The 22,107-nt window shown below is 58.9% G+C and carries 26 protein-coding genes, 1 tRNA gene and 2 pseudogenes; 13 read left to right on the plus strand and 16 right to left on the minus strand.

Annotated features, from left to right (window positions below; all coding sequences use genetic code 11):
- Positions 1 to 15: 15 nt before the first annotated feature.
- From gspF to PSEBG33_RS09595, 3 genes are all read right to left on the minus strand, one after another.
- Complete coding sequence (gspF, locus tag PSEBG33_RS09605; protein WP_005789636.1) at positions 16 to 1,212, minus strand: type II secretion system inner membrane protein GspF; 1,197 nt, start codon at positions 1,210 to 1,212, stop codon at positions 16 to 18.
- Positions 1,209 to 2,876, minus strand: coding sequence for a GspE/PulE family protein (locus PSEBG33_RS09600; protein WP_005789637.1), 1,668 nt, complete (start codon positions 2,874 to 2,876; stop codon positions 1,209 to 1,211). Before PSEBG33_RS09600 ends, gspF begins: the two co-directional genes overlap by 4 nt.
- A 255-nt stretch (positions 2,877 to 3,131) precedes the next feature.
- A complete protein-coding gene (locus PSEBG33_RS09595) occupies positions 3,132 to 4,172 on the minus strand; it encodes a LacI family DNA-binding transcriptional regulator (protein WP_005789639.1) in 1,041 nt (346 codons plus the stop codon).
- A 200-nt stretch (positions 4,173 to 4,372) separates the two neighbouring features.
- Here PSEBG33_RS09595 and PSEBG33_RS09590 point away from each other — a divergent pair, with 200 nt between their 5' ends.
- From PSEBG33_RS09590 to PSEBG33_RS09580, 3 genes are read left to right on the plus strand one after another with little or no spacing between them, the layout of a single operon-like run.
- Positions 4,373 to 6,565, plus strand: a complete 2,193-nt coding sequence (locus tag PSEBG33_RS09590) for a TonB-dependent receptor (RefSeq protein ID WP_005789641.1) — start codon at positions 4,373 to 4,375, stop codon at positions 6,563 to 6,565.
- A gap of 1 nt (position 6,566) precedes the next feature.
- Entirely contained in the window at positions 6,567 to 7,898 is a 1,332-nt protein-coding gene (locus tag PSEBG33_RS09585) for an LLM class flavin-dependent oxidoreductase (RefSeq protein ID WP_005789643.1), read from the plus strand.
- Positions 7,895 to 8,824 (plus strand): sulfonate ABC transporter substrate-binding protein, encoded by a 930-nt coding sequence (locus PSEBG33_RS09580; protein ID WP_005789645.1) that lies wholly within the window; start codon positions 7,895 to 7,897, stop codon positions 8,822 to 8,824. The genes PSEBG33_RS09585 and PSEBG33_RS09580 overlap by 4 nt, the downstream gene beginning before the upstream one ends.
- Positions 8,825 to 8,844: 20 nt before the next feature.
- On the opposite strand, the gene aqpZ is transcribed toward PSEBG33_RS09580, so the two are convergent.
- Complete coding sequence (aqpZ, locus tag PSEBG33_RS09575) at positions 8,845 to 9,537, minus strand: aquaporin Z (RefSeq protein WP_005789647.1); 693 nt, start codon at positions 9,535 to 9,537, stop codon at positions 8,845 to 8,847.
- A gap of 320 nt (positions 9,538 to 9,857) precedes the next feature.
- Positions 9,858 to 10,358: an Lrp/AsnC family transcriptional regulator gene (locus tag PSEBG33_RS09570; protein WP_005789649.1), complete on the minus strand. Its 501-nt coding sequence runs from the start codon at positions 10,356 to 10,358 to the stop codon at positions 9,858 to 9,860.
- Positions 10,359 to 10,477: 119 nt separating this feature from the next.
- Between PSEBG33_RS09570 and PSEBG33_RS09565 the strand changes: the two genes are divergently transcribed.
- The 5 genes and pseudogenes from PSEBG33_RS09565 to PSEBG33_RS09555 all read left to right on the plus strand — a co-directional run bounded on the left by PSEBG33_RS09565 (position 10,478) and on the right by PSEBG33_RS09555 (position 14,273).
- Positions 10,478 to 11,512, plus strand: coding sequence for a histone deacetylase family protein (locus tag PSEBG33_RS09565; protein ID WP_005789650.1), 1,035 nt, complete (start codon positions 10,478 to 10,480; stop codon positions 11,510 to 11,512).
- A 54-nt stretch (positions 11,513 to 11,566) separates the two neighbouring features.
- Positions 11,567 to 11,797 (plus strand): annotated as a pseudogene (locus PSEBG33_RS27545) (hypothetical protein); the annotation flags it as partial.
- Positions 11,798 to 11,891: 94 nt separating this feature from the next.
- On the plus strand, positions 11,892 to 13,307 hold the full coding sequence (locus PSEBG33_RS09560) for an amino acid permease (protein WP_005789652.1): 1,416 nt from the start codon (positions 11,892 to 11,894) through the stop codon (positions 13,305 to 13,307).
- A gap of 160 nt (positions 13,308 to 13,467) precedes the next feature.
- A complete protein-coding gene (locus PSEBG33_RS29590; RefSeq protein WP_005789655.1) occupies positions 13,468 to 13,629 on the plus strand; it encodes a hypothetical protein in 162 nt (53 codons plus the stop codon).
- Between the two features lie 53 nt (positions 13,630 to 13,682).
- Complete coding sequence (locus PSEBG33_RS09555) at positions 13,683 to 14,273, plus strand: helix-turn-helix domain-containing protein (protein WP_198287289.1); 591 nt, start codon at positions 13,683 to 13,685, stop codon at positions 14,271 to 14,273.
- 66 nt (positions 14,274 to 14,339) lie between these two features.
- Here PSEBG33_RS09555 and PSEBG33_RS29765 read toward each other — a convergent pair whose 3' ends face one another.
- Positions 14,340 to 14,843 (minus strand): hypothetical protein, encoded by a 504-nt coding sequence (locus PSEBG33_RS29765; RefSeq protein ID WP_232289390.1) that lies wholly within the window; start codon positions 14,841 to 14,843, stop codon positions 14,340 to 14,342.
- A gap of 646 nt (positions 14,844 to 15,489) precedes the next feature.
- Here PSEBG33_RS29765 and PSEBG33_RS09545 point away from each other — a divergent pair.
- Complete coding sequence (locus PSEBG33_RS09545; RefSeq protein ID WP_005789662.1) at positions 15,490 to 15,915, plus strand: helix-turn-helix domain-containing protein; 426 nt, start codon at positions 15,490 to 15,492, stop codon at positions 15,913 to 15,915.
- Positions 15,916 to 15,968: 53 nt separating this feature from the next.
- Here PSEBG33_RS09545 and PSEBG33_RS27550 read toward each other — a convergent pair whose 3' ends face one another.
- The 7 genes from PSEBG33_RS27550 to PSEBG33_RS09520 are packed head-to-tail and all read right to left on the minus strand — an operon-like array spanning position 15,969 to position 19,188.
- Complete coding sequence (locus PSEBG33_RS27550; RefSeq protein ID WP_032803637.1) at positions 15,969 to 16,163, minus strand: hypothetical protein; 195 nt, start codon at positions 16,161 to 16,163, stop codon at positions 15,969 to 15,971.
- Positions 16,160 to 16,891, minus strand: a complete 732-nt coding sequence (locus PSEBG33_RS09540) for a zeta toxin family protein (RefSeq protein ID WP_005789664.1) — start codon at positions 16,889 to 16,891, stop codon at positions 16,160 to 16,162. Before PSEBG33_RS09540 ends, PSEBG33_RS27550 begins: the two co-directional genes overlap by 4 nt.
- 24 nt (positions 16,892 to 16,915) lie before the next feature.
- Positions 16,916 to 17,362 carry an HK97 gp10 family phage protein gene (locus PSEBG33_RS09535; protein ID WP_005789665.1) on the minus strand — a complete coding sequence of 149 codons (447 nt, stop codon included), beginning with the start codon at positions 17,360 to 17,362 and terminating at the stop codon, positions 16,916 to 16,918.
- Positions 17,362 to 17,748 (minus strand): hypothetical protein, encoded by a 387-nt coding sequence (locus tag PSEBG33_RS09530; protein ID WP_005789667.1) that lies wholly within the window; start codon positions 17,746 to 17,748, stop codon positions 17,362 to 17,364. The genes PSEBG33_RS09535 and PSEBG33_RS09530 overlap by 1 nt, the downstream gene beginning before the upstream one ends.
- Positions 17,748 to 18,803, minus strand: coding sequence for a hypothetical protein (locus tag PSEBG33_RS09525; protein ID WP_005789668.1), 1,056 nt, complete (start codon positions 18,801 to 18,803; stop codon positions 17,748 to 17,750). Before PSEBG33_RS09525 ends, PSEBG33_RS09530 begins: the two co-directional genes overlap by 1 nt.
- Positions 18,800 to 19,015 carry a hypothetical protein gene (locus tag PSEBG33_RS27555; RefSeq protein WP_332306864.1) on the minus strand — a complete coding sequence of 72 codons (216 nt, stop codon included), beginning with the start codon at positions 19,013 to 19,015 and terminating at the stop codon, positions 18,800 to 18,802. The genes PSEBG33_RS09525 and PSEBG33_RS27555 overlap by 4 nt, the downstream gene beginning before the upstream one ends.
- Entirely contained in the window at positions 19,000 to 19,188 is a 189-nt protein-coding gene (locus PSEBG33_RS09520) for a hypothetical protein (RefSeq protein WP_005789671.1), read from the minus strand. The genes PSEBG33_RS27555 and PSEBG33_RS09520 overlap by 16 nt, the downstream gene beginning before the upstream one ends.
- Positions 19,189 to 19,363: 175 nt before the next feature.
- Between PSEBG33_RS09520 and PSEBG33_RS09515 the strand changes: the two genes are divergently transcribed.
- The 4 genes and pseudogenes from PSEBG33_RS09515 (at position 19,364) to PSEBG33_RS28035 (ending at position 21,219) form a co-directional block, all read left to right on the plus strand.
- On the plus strand, positions 19,364 to 19,840 hold the full coding sequence (locus PSEBG33_RS09515; protein ID WP_005789672.1) for a hypothetical protein: 477 nt from the start codon (positions 19,364 to 19,366) through the stop codon (positions 19,838 to 19,840).
- A gap of 36 nt (positions 19,841 to 19,876) precedes the next feature.
- Positions 19,877 to 20,095: a hypothetical protein gene (locus PSEBG33_RS09510; RefSeq protein WP_005789674.1), complete on the plus strand. Its 219-nt coding sequence runs from the start codon at positions 19,877 to 19,879 to the stop codon at positions 20,093 to 20,095.
- 2 nt (positions 20,096 to 20,097) lie between these two features.
- Positions 20,098 to 20,484 (plus strand): hypothetical protein, encoded by a 387-nt coding sequence (locus tag PSEBG33_RS29770; protein WP_005789675.1) that lies wholly within the window; start codon positions 20,098 to 20,100, stop codon positions 20,482 to 20,484.
- A pseudogene (locus PSEBG33_RS28035) lies at positions 20,406 to 21,219 on the plus strand (tyrosine-type recombinase/integrase). Before PSEBG33_RS29770 ends, PSEBG33_RS28035 begins: the two are co-directional and overlap by 79 nt.
- A 79-nt stretch (positions 21,220 to 21,298) precedes the next feature.
- Here PSEBG33_RS28035 and PSEBG33_RS09505 read toward each other — a convergent pair.
- The 3 genes from PSEBG33_RS09505 to ihfA all read right to left on the minus strand — a co-directional run bounded on the left by PSEBG33_RS09505 (position 21,299) and on the right by ihfA (position 22,105).
- A tRNA-Pro gene (locus PSEBG33_RS09505) sits at positions 21,299 to 21,375 on the minus strand.
- Between the two features lie 90 nt (positions 21,376 to 21,465).
- Complete coding sequence (locus PSEBG33_RS09500) at positions 21,466 to 21,822, minus strand: MerR family transcriptional regulator (RefSeq protein WP_003174972.1); 357 nt, start codon at positions 21,820 to 21,822, stop codon at positions 21,466 to 21,468.
- The gene (gene ihfA, locus PSEBG33_RS09495) at positions 21,803 to 22,105 is read right to left on the minus strand and encodes an integration host factor subunit alpha (protein ID WP_002553164.1); all 303 of its coding nucleotides are present in this window, start codon (positions 22,103 to 22,105) and stop codon (positions 21,803 to 21,805) included. The genes PSEBG33_RS09500 and ihfA overlap by 20 nt, the downstream gene beginning before the upstream one ends.
- Positions 22,106 to 22,107 lie beyond the last annotated feature (2 nt).

Consider the following 22,107-nt stretch of genomic DNA (forward strand, 5'->3'; position numbering starts at 1 on the left):
CCACTCCATGAAGGTTCATATATGGCTGGTGAGGCTCATCAGCGGCAGCATGATTGCGAGCATGATTACCGCCACCAGCACCGCCATGATCACGGTCAGCGAGGGCACCAGCGCAGCGAGCAGACGGTCGATCGCACGCTTGGCCTCGACGTCGAAGATGTCGGCGACCTTGAGCAACATGCCGGGCAGTTCACCGGCGTGTTCGCCGACCTCGATCATTTGCAGGGCCAACTGCGGCAACAGCGGTTGACTGCCAAACGCCTCGGCCAGGGTGCCGCCGCCTTTGACCTGTTGCGCCGCCCGCGCCACTTGCACCTGCAATGCACGGTTGCTGCAGACCTGCCGGGCGATCACCAGCGCGGGCAGCAACGCCACGCCATTGCTGAGCAAGGTGCCGAGGGTGCGGGTCAGGCGTGCGGCTTGCACCCGCTGCAGCAGCGGGCCGACCACACGGATGCCCAGCAGGTGACGGTCGTAGCGTTCGCGGCGGCTGGGGTCGCGCAGGCGCGTCACCAGGAGCCCGGCACTGATCGCCACCCCGGCCAACAGCACCAGGCCATAGGCCGACAAAAACTCGCCAAGCCCCAGGATCACTTGGGTGATCAACGGGATCGGCACGCCCAGATCCTGAAAAATCGGCACGAATTGCGGCACCACATAGGCCAGCAACAGCGCCAGGGAACCCAGTACGCCCACCACCAGGAACGCCGGGTAGATCAGCGCGTTGATCACCTCGCCACGCAGTCGCTGGCTGCGCTCCAGGTAGTCGCTGAGCTGGCGCAGGGTGTCTTCCAGCGCACCACCGGCTTCGCCCGCGCGCACCATGCTCAGGTACAGCGCAGAAAACGTATCGCCCTCTTCCTCAAGCGCAGCCGACAGCGGTTTGCCGGCCTTGACCTGGTCACGGATGCGCTCGATCAAGGCCCGCACCTGGGGTTGGCCGGGTTGTTTGAGCAGCAGGTTCAACGAGCGTTCAAGGGGCTGACCGGCGCCGAGCAGCGTCGCCAGTTGCTGGGTGAAACTCACCAGCGCTGCACCCTTCAACGGCCCGCGTACACGACGTAACGAGGCACTGCCCGTCGTTTCGATATGCAGCAGCAACCAGCCACGCTTGTGCAAGATGGCGACGGCGGTGGCCTGGTCAGCAGCTTGCAGCGTGCCGCTCTGGGCGGCGCCCTGGCTGTCCAGGGCACGGAACTTGAACAGGCTCACGCATCCTCTCCACGGGTGACGCGCAACACTTCTTCCAGGGACGTGACGCCCGCCAGTGCCTGACGCAGGCCGTCTTCATACAAGGTGCGCAAACCGCCGCGGCGGGCGGCTTGCTCAAGGGTGGCGGCGTCGGCGTGGGCCATCAGCAGGCTGCGCAACTCGTCATTCATCACCAGCAATTCGGTGAGGGCGCTGCGGCCGTGGTAGTCGCCGTGATACAGCAGGATCGGGCGCTGCTCGGTGAGGCGATCCAGGCCGTGTTCCTTGATCAACGCCGGCGGTGCCTGGAACGCGACCCGTGTGGCCGGGTTCAGGCGCCGCACCAGGCGCTGGGCGAGAATGCCGCTGACGGTGGAGGCGATCAGGTAGCTTTCCACGCCCATGTCCAGCAAGCGTGTGATGCTGGCGGCGGCGCTGTTGGTGTGCAGGGTTGAGAGCACCAGATGGCCGGTGAGTGAAGATTGGACGGCGATGCGGCAGGTTTCCAGGTCGCGGATTTCACCGATCATGATCACGTCCGGGTCCTGGCGCACGATGGCGCGCAGCGCTCCGGCAAAGTCCAGGCCGATGGCGGGCTTGACCTGGATCTGGTTGATACCTTCAAGCTGGTACTCCACCGGGTCTTCCACGGTGATGATCTTGCGTTCGGCGGTGTTGAGCCGCGCCAAGGCGGTGTACAGCGTGGTGGTTTTACCCGAGCCCGTGGGCCCGGTGACCAGCAGGATGCCGTGGGGCCGCTCGAGCAAATCAAGGAAGACTGCCAGGCGCTGGCCATTAAAACCCAGGCTTGGAAAGTCGAACTGCACGGTTTGCCGGTCCAACAGGCGCATCACCACCGACTCGCCGAAGCTGGTGGGCACCGTGGACACGCGCAAATCCAACGCCTTGCCCTGGATGCGCAGCATGATGCGCCCATCCTGGGGCAGGCGCCGCTCGGCGATGTCCAGGCGCGCCATGATCTTGACCCGCGAGATCACCGCCGCCGACGAACTGGCGGGCGGCGCTTCGGCGTCGTGCAGCACGCCATCGATGCGGTAGCGCACCTTGAGCTGGTTTTCGAAGGGTTCGATATGGATATCCGACGCCCGTTGTTCCACGGCGCGTTGCAGGATCAGGTTGACCAGGCGAATCACCGGCGCTTCGGAAGCCATGTCCTTGAGATGCTCGATATCTTCGAGGGCACCACCCTGCTCATCGAGGTTTTCGATCAGCGTGCCCATGGCCGAACGGCCCTGGCCGTAGTACCGCTCGATCAGGCCCTCTACGTCGGTATGCGCGCCGATGGCCAGCCAGACAGGAACTTGGCAGGCATACGCCAGGGCCTGGAACGGGTACCGCTGCGTCGGGTTGGCGGCCAGCACGCGCAGGCCGCCCTCGTCCCAGCCCATGGGCACCAGGTGGTAATGACGCAGGAAGCGCTCGGTCACGGCGGGTAATGGGTCAAGCAACGGCGGCGCAGCGTCGGTCGCCAGCAATGGCGCAGCCAGCAGATCGGCCCAGGCGCGGGCCAGTTCGATTTCGGACACCAGGCCCAGGCGCGTGAGTAAACCCAGCAGGTCGCGAGGGTCATCGGATAAGCGCCGGGCGCGTTCCAGATCCAGCGTTTTAAGCCCGGCGTGCTGCATCAGCCACGCGCACACCTGGTCGGTGTGCGGGATGTGCATCTTGCAAGCATCGATGGGGGCTGAAGACATCATTGAGGAATATCTAACGTTGCGAAAAGTATGGCTATTTGGAACTACCGAACAGTGCCATTAGTTCGCCACAGCCCATGCAGGAGTTAGCCGGGGGTATCGACTGGAAGTTATAGCTCTAGTTCCGGCTGGCGGGAAATTAAATACAAAACATTGCCAAATGCACTGATTTAGAGCGTTAGCAGCCAATAGCCACTAGTTGCACTTAGCCATGCCCCGTAATGACTAGGTACTTTCCCTTTCAATTAACTGACAGTGCAAAAGATTCAAGCGTGCAACTTCACCCTCGATCGGTAATACACCCAGACTTTGTAGAACGCGGGTGGCGGCTAATACACCAATCTCAAGGGCCGGTGGCTGGATCGTGCTGAGGCTGGGCAGCAACATCTGTGCGAAGGGGTAGTCGCCAAAGCCCAAGACGGCGCAGTCCTGCGGGATGTTCAGCCCCGCACGCTGACCGGCCAACAAACCGCCGGCAGCCAGGTTGTCGTTGGCAAAGAAAATCGCGTCGGGCCTGGTCACCTCCCCCATCAGCGCCTCCATGGCCTGCTTGCCCGCCTCGAAAGGCGCACGGTCGGCGTCGGGAACGAAGCCCCACGGCTGCACACCCAGCTCGCTGAGGGTCGCAGTAAAACCATCACGGCGCTCCAGCGCGCTGAAGTCGCCCGCCGCGCTGTTCTGCACGAAGGCGATACGCCGATAGCCCTTGCCATGCAGATAGCGCGCGGCAGTGACGCCGACTTGATAATGGGAAAATCCCACTTGCAACGGCTCGCGCTCCGGCACGTAGTCCCAGGTTTCCACCACCGGGATGTCCACCTCGGCGATCATCTTTTCGGTGCCTGGGCTATGGAAGCGGCTGGTCAGCACCAGCGCGGCCGGCGACCAACCAAGAAAGGCGCGCACCGCGCTTTCCTCTTGCTCGATGCTGAAATAGCTGGACGCCAGCAACAGCTGGTAGCCGTGGCGACTGAGGGTATCGCTGAAGCCCTGCAAGGTATTGGCAAAGATCGGCCCCGAGATATTCGGAATCACCATCGCGACGATTTTGCCTCGCGCAGAGGCCAAGCCACCGGCCACCAGATTGGGCACATAACCCAATTGCGCCACCACCTCGGCGATACGCTCACGGCGTTCGGGCGAGACCTGCTCCGGTTGGTTGAAGTAACGCGACACGGTAATCGCCGAGACCCCAGCCTGGCGTGCCACGGTGCTCAGTGTGACGCGTCCGGCGCCCCGGCGTTTGCGCGGTGTGTGTTCGTCCACGGAATGACCCTGTAAAAAAAGAATATAAAACTAATTTATTAGTATTTGACGCTCTAAGCTGCGCCTTCAATAATGCCGATGTTAGCGCTAACAAAGCGCGGTGTCTGCTACTCGCTCGAGCGAATGCCCAGGACATTTTCACAGGCGCTGGCGGTCGCAGAACCGCAGCGGACCAGGGTATTTTTTCGAGCGGGCACAGCATGCATAACTTTCCACGGCACACCCATTTATTGCTCCTGGCCGGCCTCAGCGCCCTGCCCGTCTGCGGCGCTGTTGCAGCTGACGAGCAAGAGCCCACGCTTCAATCCGTGACGGTCACCGCTACCCGGCGGGAAGAGTCGCTGCAAAAAGTCCCGGTGGCCGTCTCGGTGCTCGATGGCGAACAACTGGAGCGCGACAACCGCAACGGTGTGGCGAGCATCGCCCAGCAGGTACCGTCACTGAACTTTCGTACCGGCGCGTCGAACAAGGACACCTCCCTGTTCGTACGCGGCGTGGGCACCATTTCCACCTCGCCGGGGGTGGAGCCCACCGTGGCGACGGTGATCGACGGCGTGGTTTATGCGCGCCCCGGCCAGGCCACTCTCGACCTGCTCGACCTGGAGCGCATCGAGGTACTGCGCGGCCCGCAAGGCACGCTGTTCGGCAAGAACGCGTCCGCCGGCGTGCTGAATATCACCAGCAAGGCGCCGACTGCCCAGACACACGGGTTTATCGATCAGTCGTTCTACAGCGGCAATGAAAGCCGCACGCGGTTCGGCATCGGTGGCAGCCTGGTGCCGGAGGTGCTCAAGGGCTCGATCAGCACCTTGTTCGGCAGCTACGACGGCAACGTCGACAACCACCACAATGGTCAGGAGGTCAACGGTTACAACCACAAGGGCATTCGCGGCAAGCTGGAGTTCACGCCCAACGACGACGTGAAGCTGACCCTGATCGCCGACTACATGCAGTCCCACGATGACGCGCCCAATGGTGTGGTCAGCAAGTCCCTGAGCCCGGCGTTCAGCAATGCCTTGAGGCCAGTGCGCGCCTCAAGTGACAACCGCGATATCAACACCGATACCCGCAGCCGTGTGCAAGACATCAACAAGGGCCTGTCGGCGCAGTTGGACTGGAACCTGGGCGACTACACCCTGACCTCGATCACCGCCTGGCGCGGCTGGGACAACACCCAATACCAGGACGGCGACCGTCTCGGCACCGTCACCGCCGCCTTCCCCGGCACCGCCGACAAAGGCGACCTGGCGTTCGACCAGTACTCCCAGGAGCTGCGTCTGGCCTCGCCCAAAGGTGAGTTCCTGGAGTATGTCGGCGGCCTGTTCTACATGCATGGCAAGGATGAGGAAACCTATCAACGCACCCTCACGACGACTGCGCGTGTCGACCGTGGCATCGCCGACTACAGCACCACCAGCGACAGCTACGCGGCATTCGGCGAGACCACGCTCAACTTCACCTCGCGCTTTCGTGGCATCGCCGGCTTGCGCTATACCCATGACGACTTGAAGTACGACCATCGCCGCGTGTCCACCTCTGCCACCACGGTCAGCGGCATTCAACCGGCGACGGCGAGTTCCGGCTCGGTAGACGAGGACGGTTGGTCCGGCCGACTGGGCGTGCAGTACGACATCAGCGACAACATCACCAGCTACCTCACCTACTCGCGTGGCTACAAAGGCCCGGCCTATAACGTGTTCTTCAACATGCAGCCGCGCGACACCGAGGCGCTCAAGCCGGAGACTTCCAACACCTGGGAAGCCGGGATCAAGGCCACCGCCTGGCACAATCGCCTGACCACCAACCTTGCGGTGTTCCACAGTGACTACGACAACTACCAGGCCAACTTTTTCGACACCGTCGCCGGCCAGGTAGTGACGCGCCTGATCAATGCCGGCAGCGTCAGCACCGAAGGCGTCGAGCTCGATTACGCGCTGCAAGCCACCCAGCAGCTCAAGCTCTCCGGCGCCCTGGCCTATACCCGAGCACGCATCGATCAGTTCGCGTGCCCGGCAGGCGCAGCGGCGACCTGCAATGTGAATGGCAAGCCACTGCCGTTCAGCCCGGACTGGAAAAGCTACGTGCGCGCCGACTACAGCATCCCCCTGGACAACGGCCTGGATGTCGAGCTGGGCACCGACTACAGCTGGCAGAGCGAAGTGCAGTACGACATCAGCCAGAACCTGGACACCAAGCAAGGCGCGTACGGCATCTGGAACGCCAGCGTGGCGGTGGCCGACTACACCAATGGCTGGCGCGTGGCGCTGCTGGCGAAGAACCTTGCCGACAAGTCCTATTCACCGCTGCTGGCCAGTGGCGGCAACTACATCTACCGCGCCGTACCCCGTGACGATGAGCGTTACTTCGGCGTGCAACTGCGCAAGGACTTCTAGCATGAGCCGTCAACTCAAACTCGGCGCGTTCCTGATGGCCACCGGGCACCATGTGGCCGCCTGGCGCCACCCCGATGTACCGGCGAATGCCGGGCTGGATTTCGCCCACTACAAGCACTTGGCGCAGGTAGCAGAAGTGGCCAGGTTCGACGCGCTGTTCGTGGCCGACAGCATTGCCGCGGCCACCGGTGAGGTCGCCAGCCAGATGGCGCGCTCGGATCATTTCGAGCCGCTCACCCTGCTCTCGGCGCTCAGTGCGGTGACCGAGCATATCGGCCTGATCGCGACCGCCACCACCAGCTACAACGAGCCCTACCATGTGGCGCGCAAATTTGCTTCGCTGGATCACCTTTCCGGTGGCCGTGCAGGCTGGAACCTGGTGACCTCGGACAACGCCGCCGAGGCACTGAATTTCGGCCGCGACGCACACCTGGGTCATGCCGAACGCTACAGCCGCGCGCGGGAGTTTCACCAGGTGGTGACGGGGTTATGGGACAGCTGGGACGACGATGCTTTCGTGCGCGACAAGGCCAGCGGCCGCTATTACGAGCCAAGTAAACGCCATGTGCTGAACCATGTGGGCGAACACTTCCAGGTCAAAGGCCCCCTGAACGTGGCGCGCTCGCCCCAGGGCCAGCCGGTGATCGTGCAGGCCGGCTCTTCGCACACCGGCCGGGAACTGGCGGCACAGACTGCCGAGGTGGTGTTTACCGCGCAGACTTCGCTGGCCGACGCCCAAGCGTTTTACCGTGACCTCAAGGGGCGCCTGGGCCAATACGGGCGCGAGGCCGATTCGCTGAAAATCATGCCGGGCGTGTTCGTGGTGGTCGGGGAAACCGAAGCCTGCGCCCAGGCGAAATTTGAAAGATTCCAAGCATTGGTCGAACCCGAGGTAGGCGTGGCGTTGCTGGGGCGCATGTTGGGTAATTTCGACCTGTCCGGCTACCCGCTGGACGGGCCGCTGCCCGAGCTACCCTTGACCGACAGCGGTCAACGCAGCCGCCAGCAACTGCTGAGCGAACTGGCCCAGCGCGAACAGCTGACACTGGCGCAACTGGGCCAACGCATTGCCGGCGGACGCGGTCATTACAGCCTGATCGGCACGCCTGTGCAGATCGCCGATGAGCTGCAGCGCTGGTTCGAAGAAGGCGCGGCGGATGGCTTCAATATTCTGGTGCCGCACCTGCCGGGCGGGCTGGAGGATTTCGCCCGCCTGGTCGTTCCCGAGTTACAGCGGCGTGGCCTGTTTCGGCGCGAATACAGCGGCACCACACTGCGAGAAAACCTCGGCCTGGCGCGCCCGGCCAACCGCTTCAAGGAGACCCGTGCATGAAATTCCCCACCCTGCTGCTGGCCCTGCTGCTGACCCAGACCGCCTGGGCGGCCGATCCATCAACCTTGCGCATCGGCTACCAGAAAGGCTCCATCGCCCTGGTGCTCGCCAAGGAGCATGGCCTGCTGGAAAAACGCTTCCCACAAACCGAGGTGAAATGGATTGAATTCCCCGCCGGCCCGCAGATGCTTGAGGCGCTGAACGTCGGCGCACTGGACGTTGGCGCTACCGGCGACATTCCGCCTCTTTTCGCCCAGGCTGCAGGTGCCGACCTGGTCTACATCGGCGCCGAACCGCCCAAGCCCAGCGCCGAAACGTTGCTGGTACGCAACGACAGCCCAGTGCATTCGGTGGCGGACCTGAAGGGCAAAAAGGTCGCCTTCCAGAAAGGCTCCAGCTCCCACAACCTGATCCTGCGCGCGCTGAACAAAGCCGGCCTGAGCTACACGGACATCCAACCGGTGTACCTGCCACCGGCCGATGCACGTGCGGCATTCGAGCAAGGCAGCGTCGACGCCTGGGCGATCTGGGAACCTTACTCCTCCCTGGCCCTGAGCCAGAGCCCCAGCCATGTGCTGGTCGATGGCGAGGGCCTGGGGTTGTCGGGGCCGGTCTACACCGCACGGCGTGAATACGCCCGGGCCAATGGTGGGTTTATCCAGGACCTGCTGGGGGAGCTCACCCAGGCTGAAGCGCTGACCCGCAGCCAGCGCGAAGACAGCCTGAAGGTGCTCACCGCGTTTATGGGCCTGCCAAGCACGGTGATTGCCCGCTACATGGACAACCGCCCGCCGTCACCAGTGCTGCCGATTGACGACAGCATCATTGGCGCACAACAGGCCACGGCGGATCTGTTTTATCAGAACCGCTTGCTGCCCAAGACCATTGAGGTGCGCAAGGTGATATGGCGACCCGAAGCCCGTTGAGATCTGAAGTGTGAAACTGTCTACGGTTTCGTCGCCAACACCAAACGGTGCACGAGGCCGCCAAACAGCCCACCCAGCAAAGGCACCACCCAGAACACCCACAACTGAGCCATCGCCCAATCGCCCTGGAACAACGCCACACCAGTACTGCGCGCCGGGTTAACCGATGTATTGCTCACGGGAATACTGATCAGGTGAATCAAGACCAGGGCAAAACCGATGGCCAGCGGCGCAAAACCGGCCGACGCCTTTTTGTCGGTGACGCCCAGGATGATCAACAGGAAAAACGCCGTGAGTACAAACTCGGTGACCACTACCGAAAGCAGCGAGAAGCCCCCGGGCGAATGCTCGCCATAACCATTGGTGGCAAACCCCGCAGTCACATCGAACCCGGCCTTGCCGCTGGCGATCAGGTACAGCACGCCAGCCGCCGCAATCGCGCCCAGAACCTGAGTGAGGATGTAGGGCACCACATCCTTGCCGTCAATACGCCCAGCGGCGAGCAAACCCAAGGTGACCGCCGGATTGAAATGCCCACCCGAAATATGCCCGGCCGCGTAGGCCATGGTTAATACCGTCAAGCCAAATGCCAATGCCACACCGGCAAAACCAATGCCCAACTCAGGGAATGCGGCCGCCAACACGGCACTGCCGCAACCGCCCAGTACCAGCCAGAACGTGCCGAAGAACTCGGCGGCGAGACGTTTTGTCATCAGGAAACTCCTTGAAGTCAGGTCAAAAAGTTGGAGCCTAACAACAGGGTACGGGCATTGGATGTGGGAAATTTCCTTAGCGCATGTCACCTATGAACACACGGCAACAACGCCCTCTCCCAGGCACTTGCTCATGCGGTTTCCAGTGCCGCTCGTGCCCTCTTCACAGACCAGAATGAACAGGTGCAAGGACAAATGATCCGAGTGCTGCATAACGCCCCCCTTAGTTGCAATGTGACCCGACACGAACGCTGCTCTTGGTCTTCAATCTCTTCGAGGCTTTGCTCTCGGACACCGATCGTTTCGCGGCGCCCCCGCCATTACCCCTTGCTCAATTTAGGTATGGCGATGCGACTACCGGCTTTGATTTCGCGCAAAGCCAGGCTCGACTGAATAGACGCGATACCCACCTGCTGCCTCAGCACTTGCTCGATAAAGTCGCTATAGCTATCAAGATCTTCTGCCAACACCTGGAGCACGTAGTCGGCGTCGCCGGTGATCTTGTGGCAGGCCAATACCTCTGGCAATTGCGCAATCACTGCCTCGAAGACGTCCGGAGCGTGATCGGCGTGGGTAGAAAAGCGGATGTGCACGAATGCCATGATATCCAGCCCCAACATTCTTCGATCAAGGGTTGCCTGATAACCCTTTATCACCCCCGCCTCCTCCATTCTCTTGCGCCGTCGCCAGCAAGGCGTGAGGCTCAACGAAAGCCGCTCACTGAGCTCGGCGTTGGAAATGCTCGCGTCCTCCTGCAATAACTCAAGAATTGCCAGATCGGTCTCATCGAGGCTAATGCGCCTGGATATATTTTTCTTCATTACGCCGTTTCCGAGTTAAATCGCCCGATAAATATTAAAAATCACAAAAACAAAGCAAAGAACTCGCGCCATGACCAGAACAAAATACTTTCACCAGCTCACATTAACGGATGCGCAGAATGTTTACAGTTTTCAGTGATTCCCACCGTCTGCACCATGGCACAGAATTAAAGGATGGCGTGCTCAAGCCGTCATTCGAGCAGCCCAGTCGGGCGGACACCGTTCACAACCGTGTCAAGCAAGTAGGCCTTGGCCAGATAGTCGAACCACGCGTGTTTGACCGGTCCTGCTACGTCAACGCGCACAGCGAGCGCTACGTGAGCTTCCTGGAAAGCGCCTGGTCAGAATGGTGCGCGACAGGACGCACTCATGATGCCTTGCCACTGGTATGGCCTGTACGCGATTTGGCCAACGACCAGGTGCCAACGTTTATTGACGGCAAACTCGGCTTTTATGCAATGGATGCCGGCTCACCCATCACCGCCACCACCTGGCAGGCGGTCAAGACCAGTGCCGATATCGCACTGACAGGTCTGGCACTTATCGATGAAGGCCACGGCAGTGCCTTTGCCCTTTGCCGTCCGCCGGGCCATCACGCGGCGCGTGAATACATGGGGGGTTACTGCTATCTCAACAATGCGGCCATTGCCGCACAGCAGGCGATCACCCAGGGCGCCAAACGTGCCGCGGTACTCGATGTCGACTTTCATCACGGCAACGGCACCCAGAACATTTTTTTCCAGCGCAATGACGTCATGTTCGTCTCGCTGCACGGCGAGCCAAGCGTGTCCTATCCGTACTACTCAGGGTTCAGCGGTGAGGTCGGCGCCGGCCCTGGCGAAGGGTTCAACCTCAATTACCCGCTGCCGAAAAACACCGCCTGGGAAAGCTACCGCGACGCCCTGCTTCACGCCTGCAAGAAACTTCAGCAATTCGCGCCAGAAGTATTGGTGATCTCATTGGGCGTCGACACCTTCAAGGACGACCCCATCAGTCATTTCCTGTTGGAAAGCGAGGATTTCATCGGGATTGGCGAGCTGATAGCAAGCGTTAGTTGCCCCACCCTCTTCGTGATGGAAGGCGGCTATATGGTCGATGAAATCGGAATCAATGCGGTGAACGTACTGCATGGCTTTGAGAGCAAACGCGCCTGACCCCCTGCTCTACAACGTTTATCGGACGGATTGGAGAATAAGAAAATGACGCTCGATTCCGTGGGCTTTGCCCTGGAGGATTTCTCGTCGCTTCGCTACCTGCATGCGATGGCGCACAAACATCAAGTCGGCCGACACATCCACTTGGAGTCAACACCTGAAAATATAAAAAACCTGTTCCAGATGCTTGATCAGCAACCGACCAAAGCCGCCCATATGCGCACGGCCAGTTCACCTGTAAGTGACGCCACAGGCACGTGCATGGGGCCGTCACTGCCCAGATAAACCAATACCGTCACCCGCCATTGCATCCTGACAGTGGCGCTGGATACCCACTTTTCTGCCAAAACTCAAAAACATAAGATCAAGAGGTTTTGAAATGAAATCGAATTCATCAGAGCGGGTTGAACAACCTGCACTGCAGCGCACGCTCAGCAATCGCCACATCCAGTTAATGGCCATGGGCGGCGCTATTGGTACAGGTTTGTTCATGGGCTCAGGAAAGATCATCGCCCTGTCGGGCACCTCGATCATCCTCATCTACATGATCATTGGCCTGTTCGTATACTTCGTCATGCGTGCCATGGGCGAAATGCTGCTTTCCAACTTGAACTTCAAGACCTTTGCGGATTTTGCCGGTGCCTACCTGGGCCCTCGCGCCGCATTTTTTCTCGGCTGGTCGTATTGGCTGAGCTGGAGCGTCGCAGTGATCGGCGATGCCGTTGTCGTCGGAGGTTTTTTCCAATACTGGTTTCCCAATCTGCCTGCCTGGATACCCGCTATCGGGATGCTGGCGACACTGTTTGCCTTGAACGTGCTGACGGTCAGGCTTTTCGGTGAAGTCGAATTCTGGTTCGCGATCATCAAGATCATCGCCGTCGTGACGCTTATTGGGGTCAGCATCGTGCTGATTACCAGCTCGTTCGTATCCCCCAATGGCGTTACCGCGTCCCTGAGCCATCTAGTGGATAAGCAGGCTGCATTCCCTAACGGTTTACTTGGTTTTTTTGCCGGTTTTCAGATGGCGATATTCTCATTTGCCGGCACCGAGCTGATCGGCACCGCTGCGGCAGAAACCCGGGCTCCGGAGAGGACCTTACCCAAGGCAATCAACTCGATTCCGGTGCGAATCATCCTGTTCTACGTACTAGCATTGGGCTGTATTATTGCCGTGACGTCCTGGCAACAGGTGTCACCTGTAAAAAGTCCTTTTGTCGAACTTTTCCTCGTCGCTGGCTTTCCCGCAGCTGCCGGCATCGTTAACTTCGTGGTCCTTACATCCGCCGCTTCATCGGCCAACAGTGGCGTCTTCTCCTCCAGCCGTATGCTGTTCGGGCTGGCGAATCAGGACAACGCTCCGGGTATTTTTCGGCGACTATCGAGTAACAGCGTGCCTCTGCTGAGCCTGGCCTTCACCACGCTGTTGATGCTGGTGGGTGTACTCGTGCTGTTCATCGTTCCGGAAGTCATGACGGCCTTCACCATCGTTTCCACTGTGTCCGCGATTCTGGTGATCTTCACGTGGTCGACCATCCTCGCGTCCTACATTGCCTATCGCAAAAAGCGTCCTGAGCTTCACGCAAAATCTGCTTACAAGATGCCAGGCGGCGTGCCAATGGCATGGCTTTCACTGGCTTTTATGGGCTTCGTTCTGTGCCTGCTGGCATTGAGACCTGATACCCGCGTTGCCTTGATGGTCATGCCGGGATGGTTCATATGGCTGGCTGTTGCTTATCAGCTAACGCACAGCAGGAAGCCAAAAACCGCGGTGGAATCGGCAAGTCAATTCGGTTGAGCTGCTCTAACGAGGCGTGTGCGCCAAGCCTTCGGTTCAATTGCCTAATTTTAAAAATAACCAAAAAGAATTAATAAATACAAAAACAGTATTTATAGTTATAAAAATATCCGAGTACTCTCAGTTCATCCCGTCATTCATCACCACAGTGAAGTGCCCCATGAATCCGACAGCCACCGTCATCGACTTCGCCCCCTACCGCAAACGCAAACAGGCTCAGCAACGGGCGCGGGCCATGTGGGAAATGTACGCACGCAGTGCAGGTTTGCAGGCCGCTCAGTGGGTGCAAGCTGCTACGACCAGCGAGACGCGTCACGCGTGAATGCGCAAGAACCCTCGCGTTTTCTGGCAAGCGCCGACGAACCCGTGCTGAATTTGAACAACCTGGAACCGCTGGAAGAAGACCCTATCTGCGAACGCGTCGCACAGAACCTGCAACGCCTGCGGGGCAAGCGTCATCTTTCCCTTGACGCCCTGGCCAGGCAGTGTGGTGTGAGCCGGGCAATGCTGGCGCAGATCGAGTCCGGGCGCAGCGTGCCGTCCATCAAGGTGCTGTGCAAAATCGCCAAGGGTTTGAAGGTGTCGGTGGCCGCCTTTCTGGAACATCGGGCCTTCGAAGGGGTGGCGGTGCTGTCGGTCAGCCAGAGCAAACGCCTGGTCAGTGCCAGCGGCGCCTTTGTCAGCCGCGCGCTGTTTCCGTTCGACGTGGCGCGCCAATCGGAGTTTTACGAACTGCGCCTGAGCCCGCTGGGAGAGGATCAGTCCGAAGGGCATGGCCCGGGCGTGCAGGAAAACCTAGTGGTGGCTCAGGGTGTACTGGAGATCAGCGTCAACGACGAGCGCTACCTGCTCTCCACCGGCGATTCAATCCTGTTCTATGCGGACCAGCCCCACCGCTACCGCAACCCGGCCGACAGTGAGGCGGTGGCGTATCTTGTGGTGACTTACCCGGAACGCCTGGACTGAAAAACAGACATTAAAAAGCCCGGCAGGGTTAACCCTGCCGGGCTTTTTAATACCTGATGCCAAGGATCAGCAGGTGCAGCACATCAGCGGCATGCCATTGCAGCTCATCATCATCGGCATACTGCAGTCGTTCATCATTTTCATCATCAGGGCGCAGCAGCTTTTCATCATGTCCATGTTCATGCCTGCCATCGGCATGATTTTGCACATCATGCAGTCATCCATCATGGTGCATTCCATTACGCACTTCATCAATGGCATCGGCATGCCCATCATCGGCATTGGCATCATCATGTTCATCATCGGCATAGCCATGCTCGCCGTGGACATGCACATCATGGTCATGTTGCCGCAATGCATCATCATCGGCATGCCGCAGTTCATCATCATCATCTGCATCATTTCCGCGCTGTTCTTGAACATCGCCATGTCCATGCCAGCGGCCGGCATCATCTTGCACATCATGCCATCGTCCATCATGTCGCAGGTCATGGTCGCCATCATCATCGGCATGCCCATCATCGGCATGTTGGTGTTCATTGGCATTTGCATCTGCATGGCGTTCATCATGGTGTTGCTCCCCAGAGGATTTGAGAGTTGGACGAAGCTGATGGCGTGGATTCTAAGCATTGGCGGATGGCCGGCAAGAGGGTAATCCAGCAACAAAAATGGACGTCAGAGCCAGATTAATGAAGTACCAGGGGGAGTTTCTACTGTTATTGCAGCCGTTTAATTGCCATTGCAGATTTATTTAAAATCATCGCGCTGATTAATCGGCTTTGGATATGCAACTCAAATCTTTTTACATAACTGAAAGAAATAAACGGTCTAACCAGTATCGACTTGTTTTTTCTCCGCCGGGAGACGGGACCATACGCCTCCTATCCAAGGAACGTCTTGGCCTGAATTGCGCAGATAGGCCCAGTCGACATCGGGCCGGAGCTCTTCACAGGTAACCGCGCTGCTCGACTCCCGCTCAATATTGATGCGAGGCCTGGACCTGCCCGGCTAAAGCCATAGGCGATCTGTTTAAGGTTGCAGGCACCGGTGCCGCTGCGCTTGGCCAACGACTCCACCTAAGGTGTGTCGAGGGACCGGATGAGTTCGAGTAGCGTCATGTTTGTCTCCGAAAGAAGCAAAGATTATAGTTTGCTAAACTAATTAGCAATAGCACTTTATAATTTACTGTTTGCTAACGCAGGGACACTATTCGCCTATGGATATCAAAACTCTTCGGGTCGACGCGCTGCGGCGCGTCATCGGCCCACTCAGCCAGAAAGACTTCGCCGACCAGCACGATCTGGACGCTTCGTATTTGTCACAGATCCTCAATGGGCATCGCTCATTGGGTGAGAAGGCGGCGCTCAACCTCGAGAAGAAAATCGGGCTCACGCCTGGTGTGCTGGTCAATCCGAATGGACACGGGCCGGCATTGATCGAGGGTGAGTACACTCGCCAGGATGTGGTGAGAGAGGCGGCGTCTGCCTACCAGGCCCTTCAGGACAAGGCCACGCCGCGAGCAGTTGCGGTTATCGAGAAACTTGCCAGGGCCGCGGCGAAGGGAAGACTCAAGGAGTCGGACTTGGTTCTGCTTGAGGGCATAGCTGCCCTGCTTGAGAAGGCCAACGCTGAAAAGCCTTGAGCCAGATGCGAAAAGCCCAGCGCAAGGCTGGGCTTAAGGACACGGATATGGAATTACCGAGGTTTTACAGTAAGGATTTCGCCGGGCTTCGCCGAGCGGATCACTTCCCTCTGCTCCTCAATGGCTGCACTAGCTGCCATGTGATAAACGGCTCGCCTTTCCTCCAAGGACCCGTGGCGGAAAAAATCAGACATTTTCGACGAACCATGAATCTTTGTCGAAGCGTCTGCTGCCTTTTCGCCTTTCATTGGGATTCTCCGTTCAAAATACGTTCAAGCTCGTTTTGATCATAGGGCTGGCTGACAAACACGTCAATTTCGTCAGCCGAAAGGTCAATGCCGATATCCTCGTTTCCTCCATCGTTGTCTTTGATGATCACATCCACCTGCAATGCATCCTGGAATTCACGTTTCAGCGCACACACAGACATTTTTGCAGCATAAAACTGTCTGACAAACTCAGGGCAAGGAATATTCCTTCCGTCTTTTTTCTCTCTCGCGAGAACAAACTCCCACGCAAGCTCAGGACGCTGATACACGTAAATTACTTGGGCAGACCTGTTCTGCTTATCAAGGGCCCGCGAGATGTTTCGTCGCGCCACTTCAAGATTCGCAAGAGTCCCATCCAGCAGAAACGATTGACGTTGCTGGTAGACCAGATCCAGGGTTCGCTCAACAAATGTTGTCACGCCACGCTGGAAAAGGCTGGAGTTTCGGCCCGTATATTCTGGGAAATAGTCTCTGAAATCGTCAGGATCAATTCGTAACGCGTTAGACCCGCCGGCCTGCATCATCCCGATAAATGCCCTGGACACTTCAGTTTTTCCTGCGCCCGGCGACCCTGCCATGAATACAGAGACGGGGTACTCATCGCTCGGATAAGCCTCCAAACAAGCCAACTCCCGGGCGATGCGGGTTCGGTTTTGCTTTGCAAATACCACAGCGCGTTCAGAAACGGCTTGTTCTTCCTGCGTCAAAAGCCGCTGCGATGATGTTGTGACTCATACCTGGTTATTCCTGATGGCTTCCTCAACGATCTGTTGGAAGCGAGCGAGCGTGATTTGCACCATGCCTGCGGGCGCCTTTTTCTGGGAGTGTCCATATTCCAGTGGAATCGCGTACACCAGGTTGTTGACGATGTAGGCGACCTGACCAGCCTCAAGCCTGCTGACTTCAGCCACCAGTGCGGCAATAGTCTCGTGCCCGGACTTGTCGAAAGTGTCCAGGCTTTGACTTGAAGGGGCACCCACGGTGAACTGCCAGTTGCCTTTGAAGCGCCCGGTGTCCACCGGTGATAACTGGATCACGGAAGTGCCAATCTCGATTACCACCTCGCGGAAAACATCGTCGATGGCCTCCTTCGCCTGATCAGCAAATGCCGCCAGGCTTTCGGCAAAGCCACCCTTCAGCCCGCCGTAGCGGCTTGTCATGTGGTGAGGTTTGGCCATTACTTGCGCACCTGCAGTTCGAAGCCAACCGCCAGGCCGGCGTAGTTCCATGGGCCGACGGCGATCACAGTGTAGGTGGTGCCGTCGAATTGGATACGGTCGTTGCTCAATGGGATCGGCATATCCGCCCCAGTGAGCTGCACCGGAGACACCAGCAACTTGACGTCGCCGCGAACGATCAGCGTGCCGTCGATGTACTTGTTGTCGTATTCCTCACGGAAGCCGGAGCCGTTCACGACCAGTTCGCTGGGTGCCGGCGGCGCATCCGGGTCGTATTCGCCGATTATCTCTCGGCGGAGGACCAGTTCCAGTCCCTTCCCGCCCTTGCTGCGCGGCGCAAGCATACGCGTGGCCATGGCCTTTGCACGGTCATAGATATCTGGCATCACTTGCGCCTTATTCTGTAAATGGCAGTGCACCGGCACCCTGCCCGGTCTTCCCAACCTGCCCCCAGAGAGGAATCGCCGGGGTAGCGGAGAAGCGCACCAGTAGGGCTCTGGAATGGCTGATCCTTTTGCACAACCTGGCCGCCGAGCACCATGTGCGCGTGACGTACCTTGTTGTCGCGTCTGTCGCGCCATTCCTTTTCAACCGAATCACGGTCCAGGCCCTGCGCAATCAGTTGCTCGTAGACCTGATCACGGCCGGCGCCGAACGACTCGAGCGCCTCGGCCTTGGCCAACATCTCGGCGTGCGTCTTCATCAGGCGATCGGCGTAGCGTCCGGCGATCTTGTCCACGTCAGCCTGGGCGACAGGCGCGCCAGCTTTGATTGCTCTGTTCACGATCCCGTCGAAGCGGCGGTCCCGGCGTTTGCGCTGCAAGTACTTGCGCATCTCGTCGGGATTACCGCCCAACAGCTGAGCACGGGCATTCAGCACGTACTGCGCATAGTTGCCAGGCAGGCCGATGACGCCACCGGACCGAGAACCTGTCTGCGCGCTCACTCGCCCCAGCAGATCGAGTGCTGCTTGCCGAGGCGTGCGAACCATCGGCGTAGCGCTGACTTCGACCTGCGCCGCAACAGGCTGCGTACTGGGCCGGCCTACGACGCGGCTGCGACTGCCCATGACCTCGCGAATTGCTGCTCGCACGTCGATAGTGGCGTTTGCCCTGATCTCTTGTGCCTTGGCCGACACCCACTGCTCTGCGGCAGGCTTACGAGCATCGAACTCGAACCGGCCAAGGTCGCGTGGAATGCTGATCGCCTTTATCTCGAACTTGGCACCGGCGATGAATACAGACCTGGCCAACTCAAGGAATACGGAAAGTGCGCCTAGGCTTAGCAGTGCGACCAGGCCATCCTCATCATCTTCAGCGATCAGGCGCTCGACTTCTGCAACCGTTGCCGCGCCGACCACCGTCTTGACCTGGTCCAGATAGGCCTGCTGCATCGCAGGCTCCATTCCTTCGATGGCCTGGATGATCTGCGCCGGGGTCATACCGTAAACACCGCAGGCAGCGTGTAGCGAGCCACCAGCACCGGGGCAATCATCTCGTCGATGATGCTGATCACCGGGCGAACCGATCCAGCAGCGTCTGCACCCACCGATACAGCGAATTCAGTTTCCAGCGGGCCGACCTTCTCGCGCTTGACCAGTGAGGCGGACACGAAGTCAGGGCTGAGGCTGCCAGGCTCTACGATTTCACGCAGCGCAGCCTCGTAGGTGGCCTGTCATCGACGCCCTGAGCAACAGGCAGGCCGAAGCCGATGCCGGCAACCGTTTCCACGTTGCGCGAGATCAGATCGGCCTGAGTCATGTCAGGGATGTGGCCCAGGCGACGCGGCGAGATGGTTGCCGAGTAGGTGGTTTGAATAGCTGGCATGGCTTAAGCCCCCTTTTGTGCTGGATTCTTCCAGGCGTCTGTCTGGCGCTGCTCATAAGCAGTCTGGCCGTTGTCGTGGGTGTTCAGCTTGCCGTCCTGCTTGATCAGCTGCTGACGAACGGGGTCTTTCGCAGCGTCTTCAGCCAGGATGTCGAGCGGCGGGCGAGGTATTCCTATGTCCGAAGAAAAGAATGCATTCCGCGAAGCCGCTATCGAAGCGATCTCGGATATGGCGCAGCACCTGCCGCTCGATTGCGAACTGCTGGTGGTGGCCTGCCGGCCAGGCAAGAAAGACTTTGACCTGGTGCTGCCTTCGCCCGAGTCGAACTTGAACAACGCCCTGGACGTGCTGCGCCGAAACCGCCTGAGCATCGACGGCGACAACGCCTACAAGCGCGACCTCTGCGATGCGATTGTCGGGACCCTGGCCTTTGGTGCCCAAGACCGGTGCCCGCCTCCAGCCGGCCACTGGGCGCAGACGTTCTGGGATATGGGCCGTGAGTCGTCAGCCAATACCCAAGAGCTGATATCGGCGCTGGAGCTGGTTACCGACTGCCTGAGCAAGGCTCTTACCGGTGGAGAGGTATCGGCCAAAAAGGCTGGCAGCGCATTGGTCACCGCTGCTGAGCTGCTCGCCAAGCAAAACACCTAACCCACCTAATGCCGCCCAGCGCGGCAAGGACACCCCATGTTCGCTATGAAACTCACCCTGATACTGCTGGGCGCTTTGCTGTACCTGGTAGGAACACTCGGCTGGTTCGGCTGGCTCGGGCCTGACCTTTTCGGCACGGGCACCACCGAGGCACTGCTCTACGCCTTCGCCGGCACCTGCGCCTGGCTACTGATCAGCTTCGGCCTGGTCATCCATATCATCAAGACAGCGCGGCCCACGGTGGGCGGGAGGTAGGAATGGGCGCGCAACAACTGATACCACGATTCATCCGGGCAAAGGAAGCGCCTGGATACCTTGGCATGTGCCGGGCAATTTTCGACGAGACCGTCAGACCATTTGTCAGTGAGTTCCCCATAGGAGGGCGCGGCGTTGGGTTTGACCGGCAGGAGCTGGACGACTGGGCCACGGCATACGTCGAGGCAAAGGCGATTGATAAAAAAGGCGCAACGGAGCAACAATCGCCCCGCAGCGAGCGCCAGAAAGGAGATAAATCATGGCGCGAAAATCGATCACAGGCCTCTCGCAAAGGAAAGGCATCTGGCATATCGACAAGAAAATCAACGGAGAACGACTTTACGAAAGCACTGGAACTGGTGACCGGGAAGAAGCGGAGCGCTACCTGATCTTCAGGTTGGAGCAGAGACGATGAGCGCAGGCCATGGCTGGATAGCGTGCCGATGCTCACGAAGCTGGAAGAGAAGAAATCGAGCCGCAAGCCGTACCCAATGTCATGGCCGGAGCAGTCGATTCTTTTTGGCGAGTTGCCGGCCCACCTGCAAACCATGGCGCTGTTCAAAGTGAACACCGGCACGCGGGAGCAGGAGGTCTGCAAGCTGAGATGGGATTGGGAGATTGCGGTACCGGAACTGGGCACCAGCGTTTTTCTGATACCGGCCGACTTTGGTGGCAGGCATGAGCGCTCTGGCGTGAAGAACGGTGACGAGAGGCTGGTGGTGCTTAACAGCGTGGCCAGGTCGATCATCGAGAAGCAGCGCGGCATCAGCAAGGAATGGGTTTTCCCATACAACGGCACCGCGATGCACCGCATGAACGACTCGGCCTGGAAGAAGGCTCGGGTGAGAGCGGCGAAACTCTGGCAGGAGGAAAACCTTCGCCCCGCTCACCCTGGGTATGCATCCATCAGGATCCATGACCTTAAACACACGTTTGGCCGTCGGCTACGCGCAGCAGGCGTAACTGAGGAAGACCGCAAGGCCCTTTTGGGGCATAAGAACGGCAGCATCACCAGTCACTACTCGGGCGCTGAGCTCGGTCATCTGATTGAAGCTGCGAATATGGTATCAGCAACCGATTCTCGCGGACCGATACTGACAATCTTGAAGAGGAAGCAGGCGTGAAAAAACGAGAAGTCACGCAAATGTCACGCACATGAAAAAGGCCAATGCTGTGAACATTGGCCTAAGTCATTGAATAATATGGTCGGGACGGAGTGATTCGAACACTCGACCCCTAGCACCCCATGCTAGTGCGCTACCGGACTGCGCTACGCCCCGACTAGGCGTGTTACTGGGTTCGCTTCTCAACGAAGCGAACCGGAATATACCGCAAGCTTTTGAAATGTGGAAGTATTTTTAAAGCTTGAATCATTTCTTCAGCACCACCAGCACATCTTCCAGTTCGGAGATCATCTGGCGGATCAGTTGCTTGTATTGGGTGGTGTCGTCTTTGGCTTCATCACCGGACATACGCTGGCGTGCGCCGCTGATGGTGAACCCCTGGTCGTACAGCAATGCACGGATCTGTCGGATCATCAGCACGTCCTGGCGCTGATAATACCGACGGTTCCCGGTGCGTTTGACGGGGTTGAGTTGAGGAAACTCCTGCTCCCAATAGCGCAGCACGTGCGGTTTTACGGCACACAGCTCGCTGACTTCACCAATGGTGAAGTAGCGTTTGCCTGGGATGACGGGTAGTTCGTCGTTATGACTTGGTTCCAGCATAAGCCTCAACTCGGGCCTTCAACTTCTGCCCTGGACGAAAGGTGACCACACGGCGAGCCGTGATCGGGATTTCTTCTCCCGTTTTTGGATTGCGGCCAGGCCGCTGGCGTTTGTCCCGCAGGTCAAAATTGCCGAAACCGGACAATTTGACCTGTTCGTTGTCTTCCAGAGCGTGGCGGATCTCTTCAAAAAACAGCTCGACCAATTCCTTGGCCTCGCGCTTATTCAGACCCAACTCTTCGTACAGACGTTCCGCCATCTCAGCTTTCGTCAAAGCCCCCATAC

It is taken from the genome of Pseudomonas synxantha BG33R (genome assembly GCF_000263715.2).
GTDB classification, from domain to species: Bacteria; Pseudomonadota; Gammaproteobacteria; order Pseudomonadales; family Pseudomonadaceae; genus Aquipseudomonas; species Aquipseudomonas synxantha_A.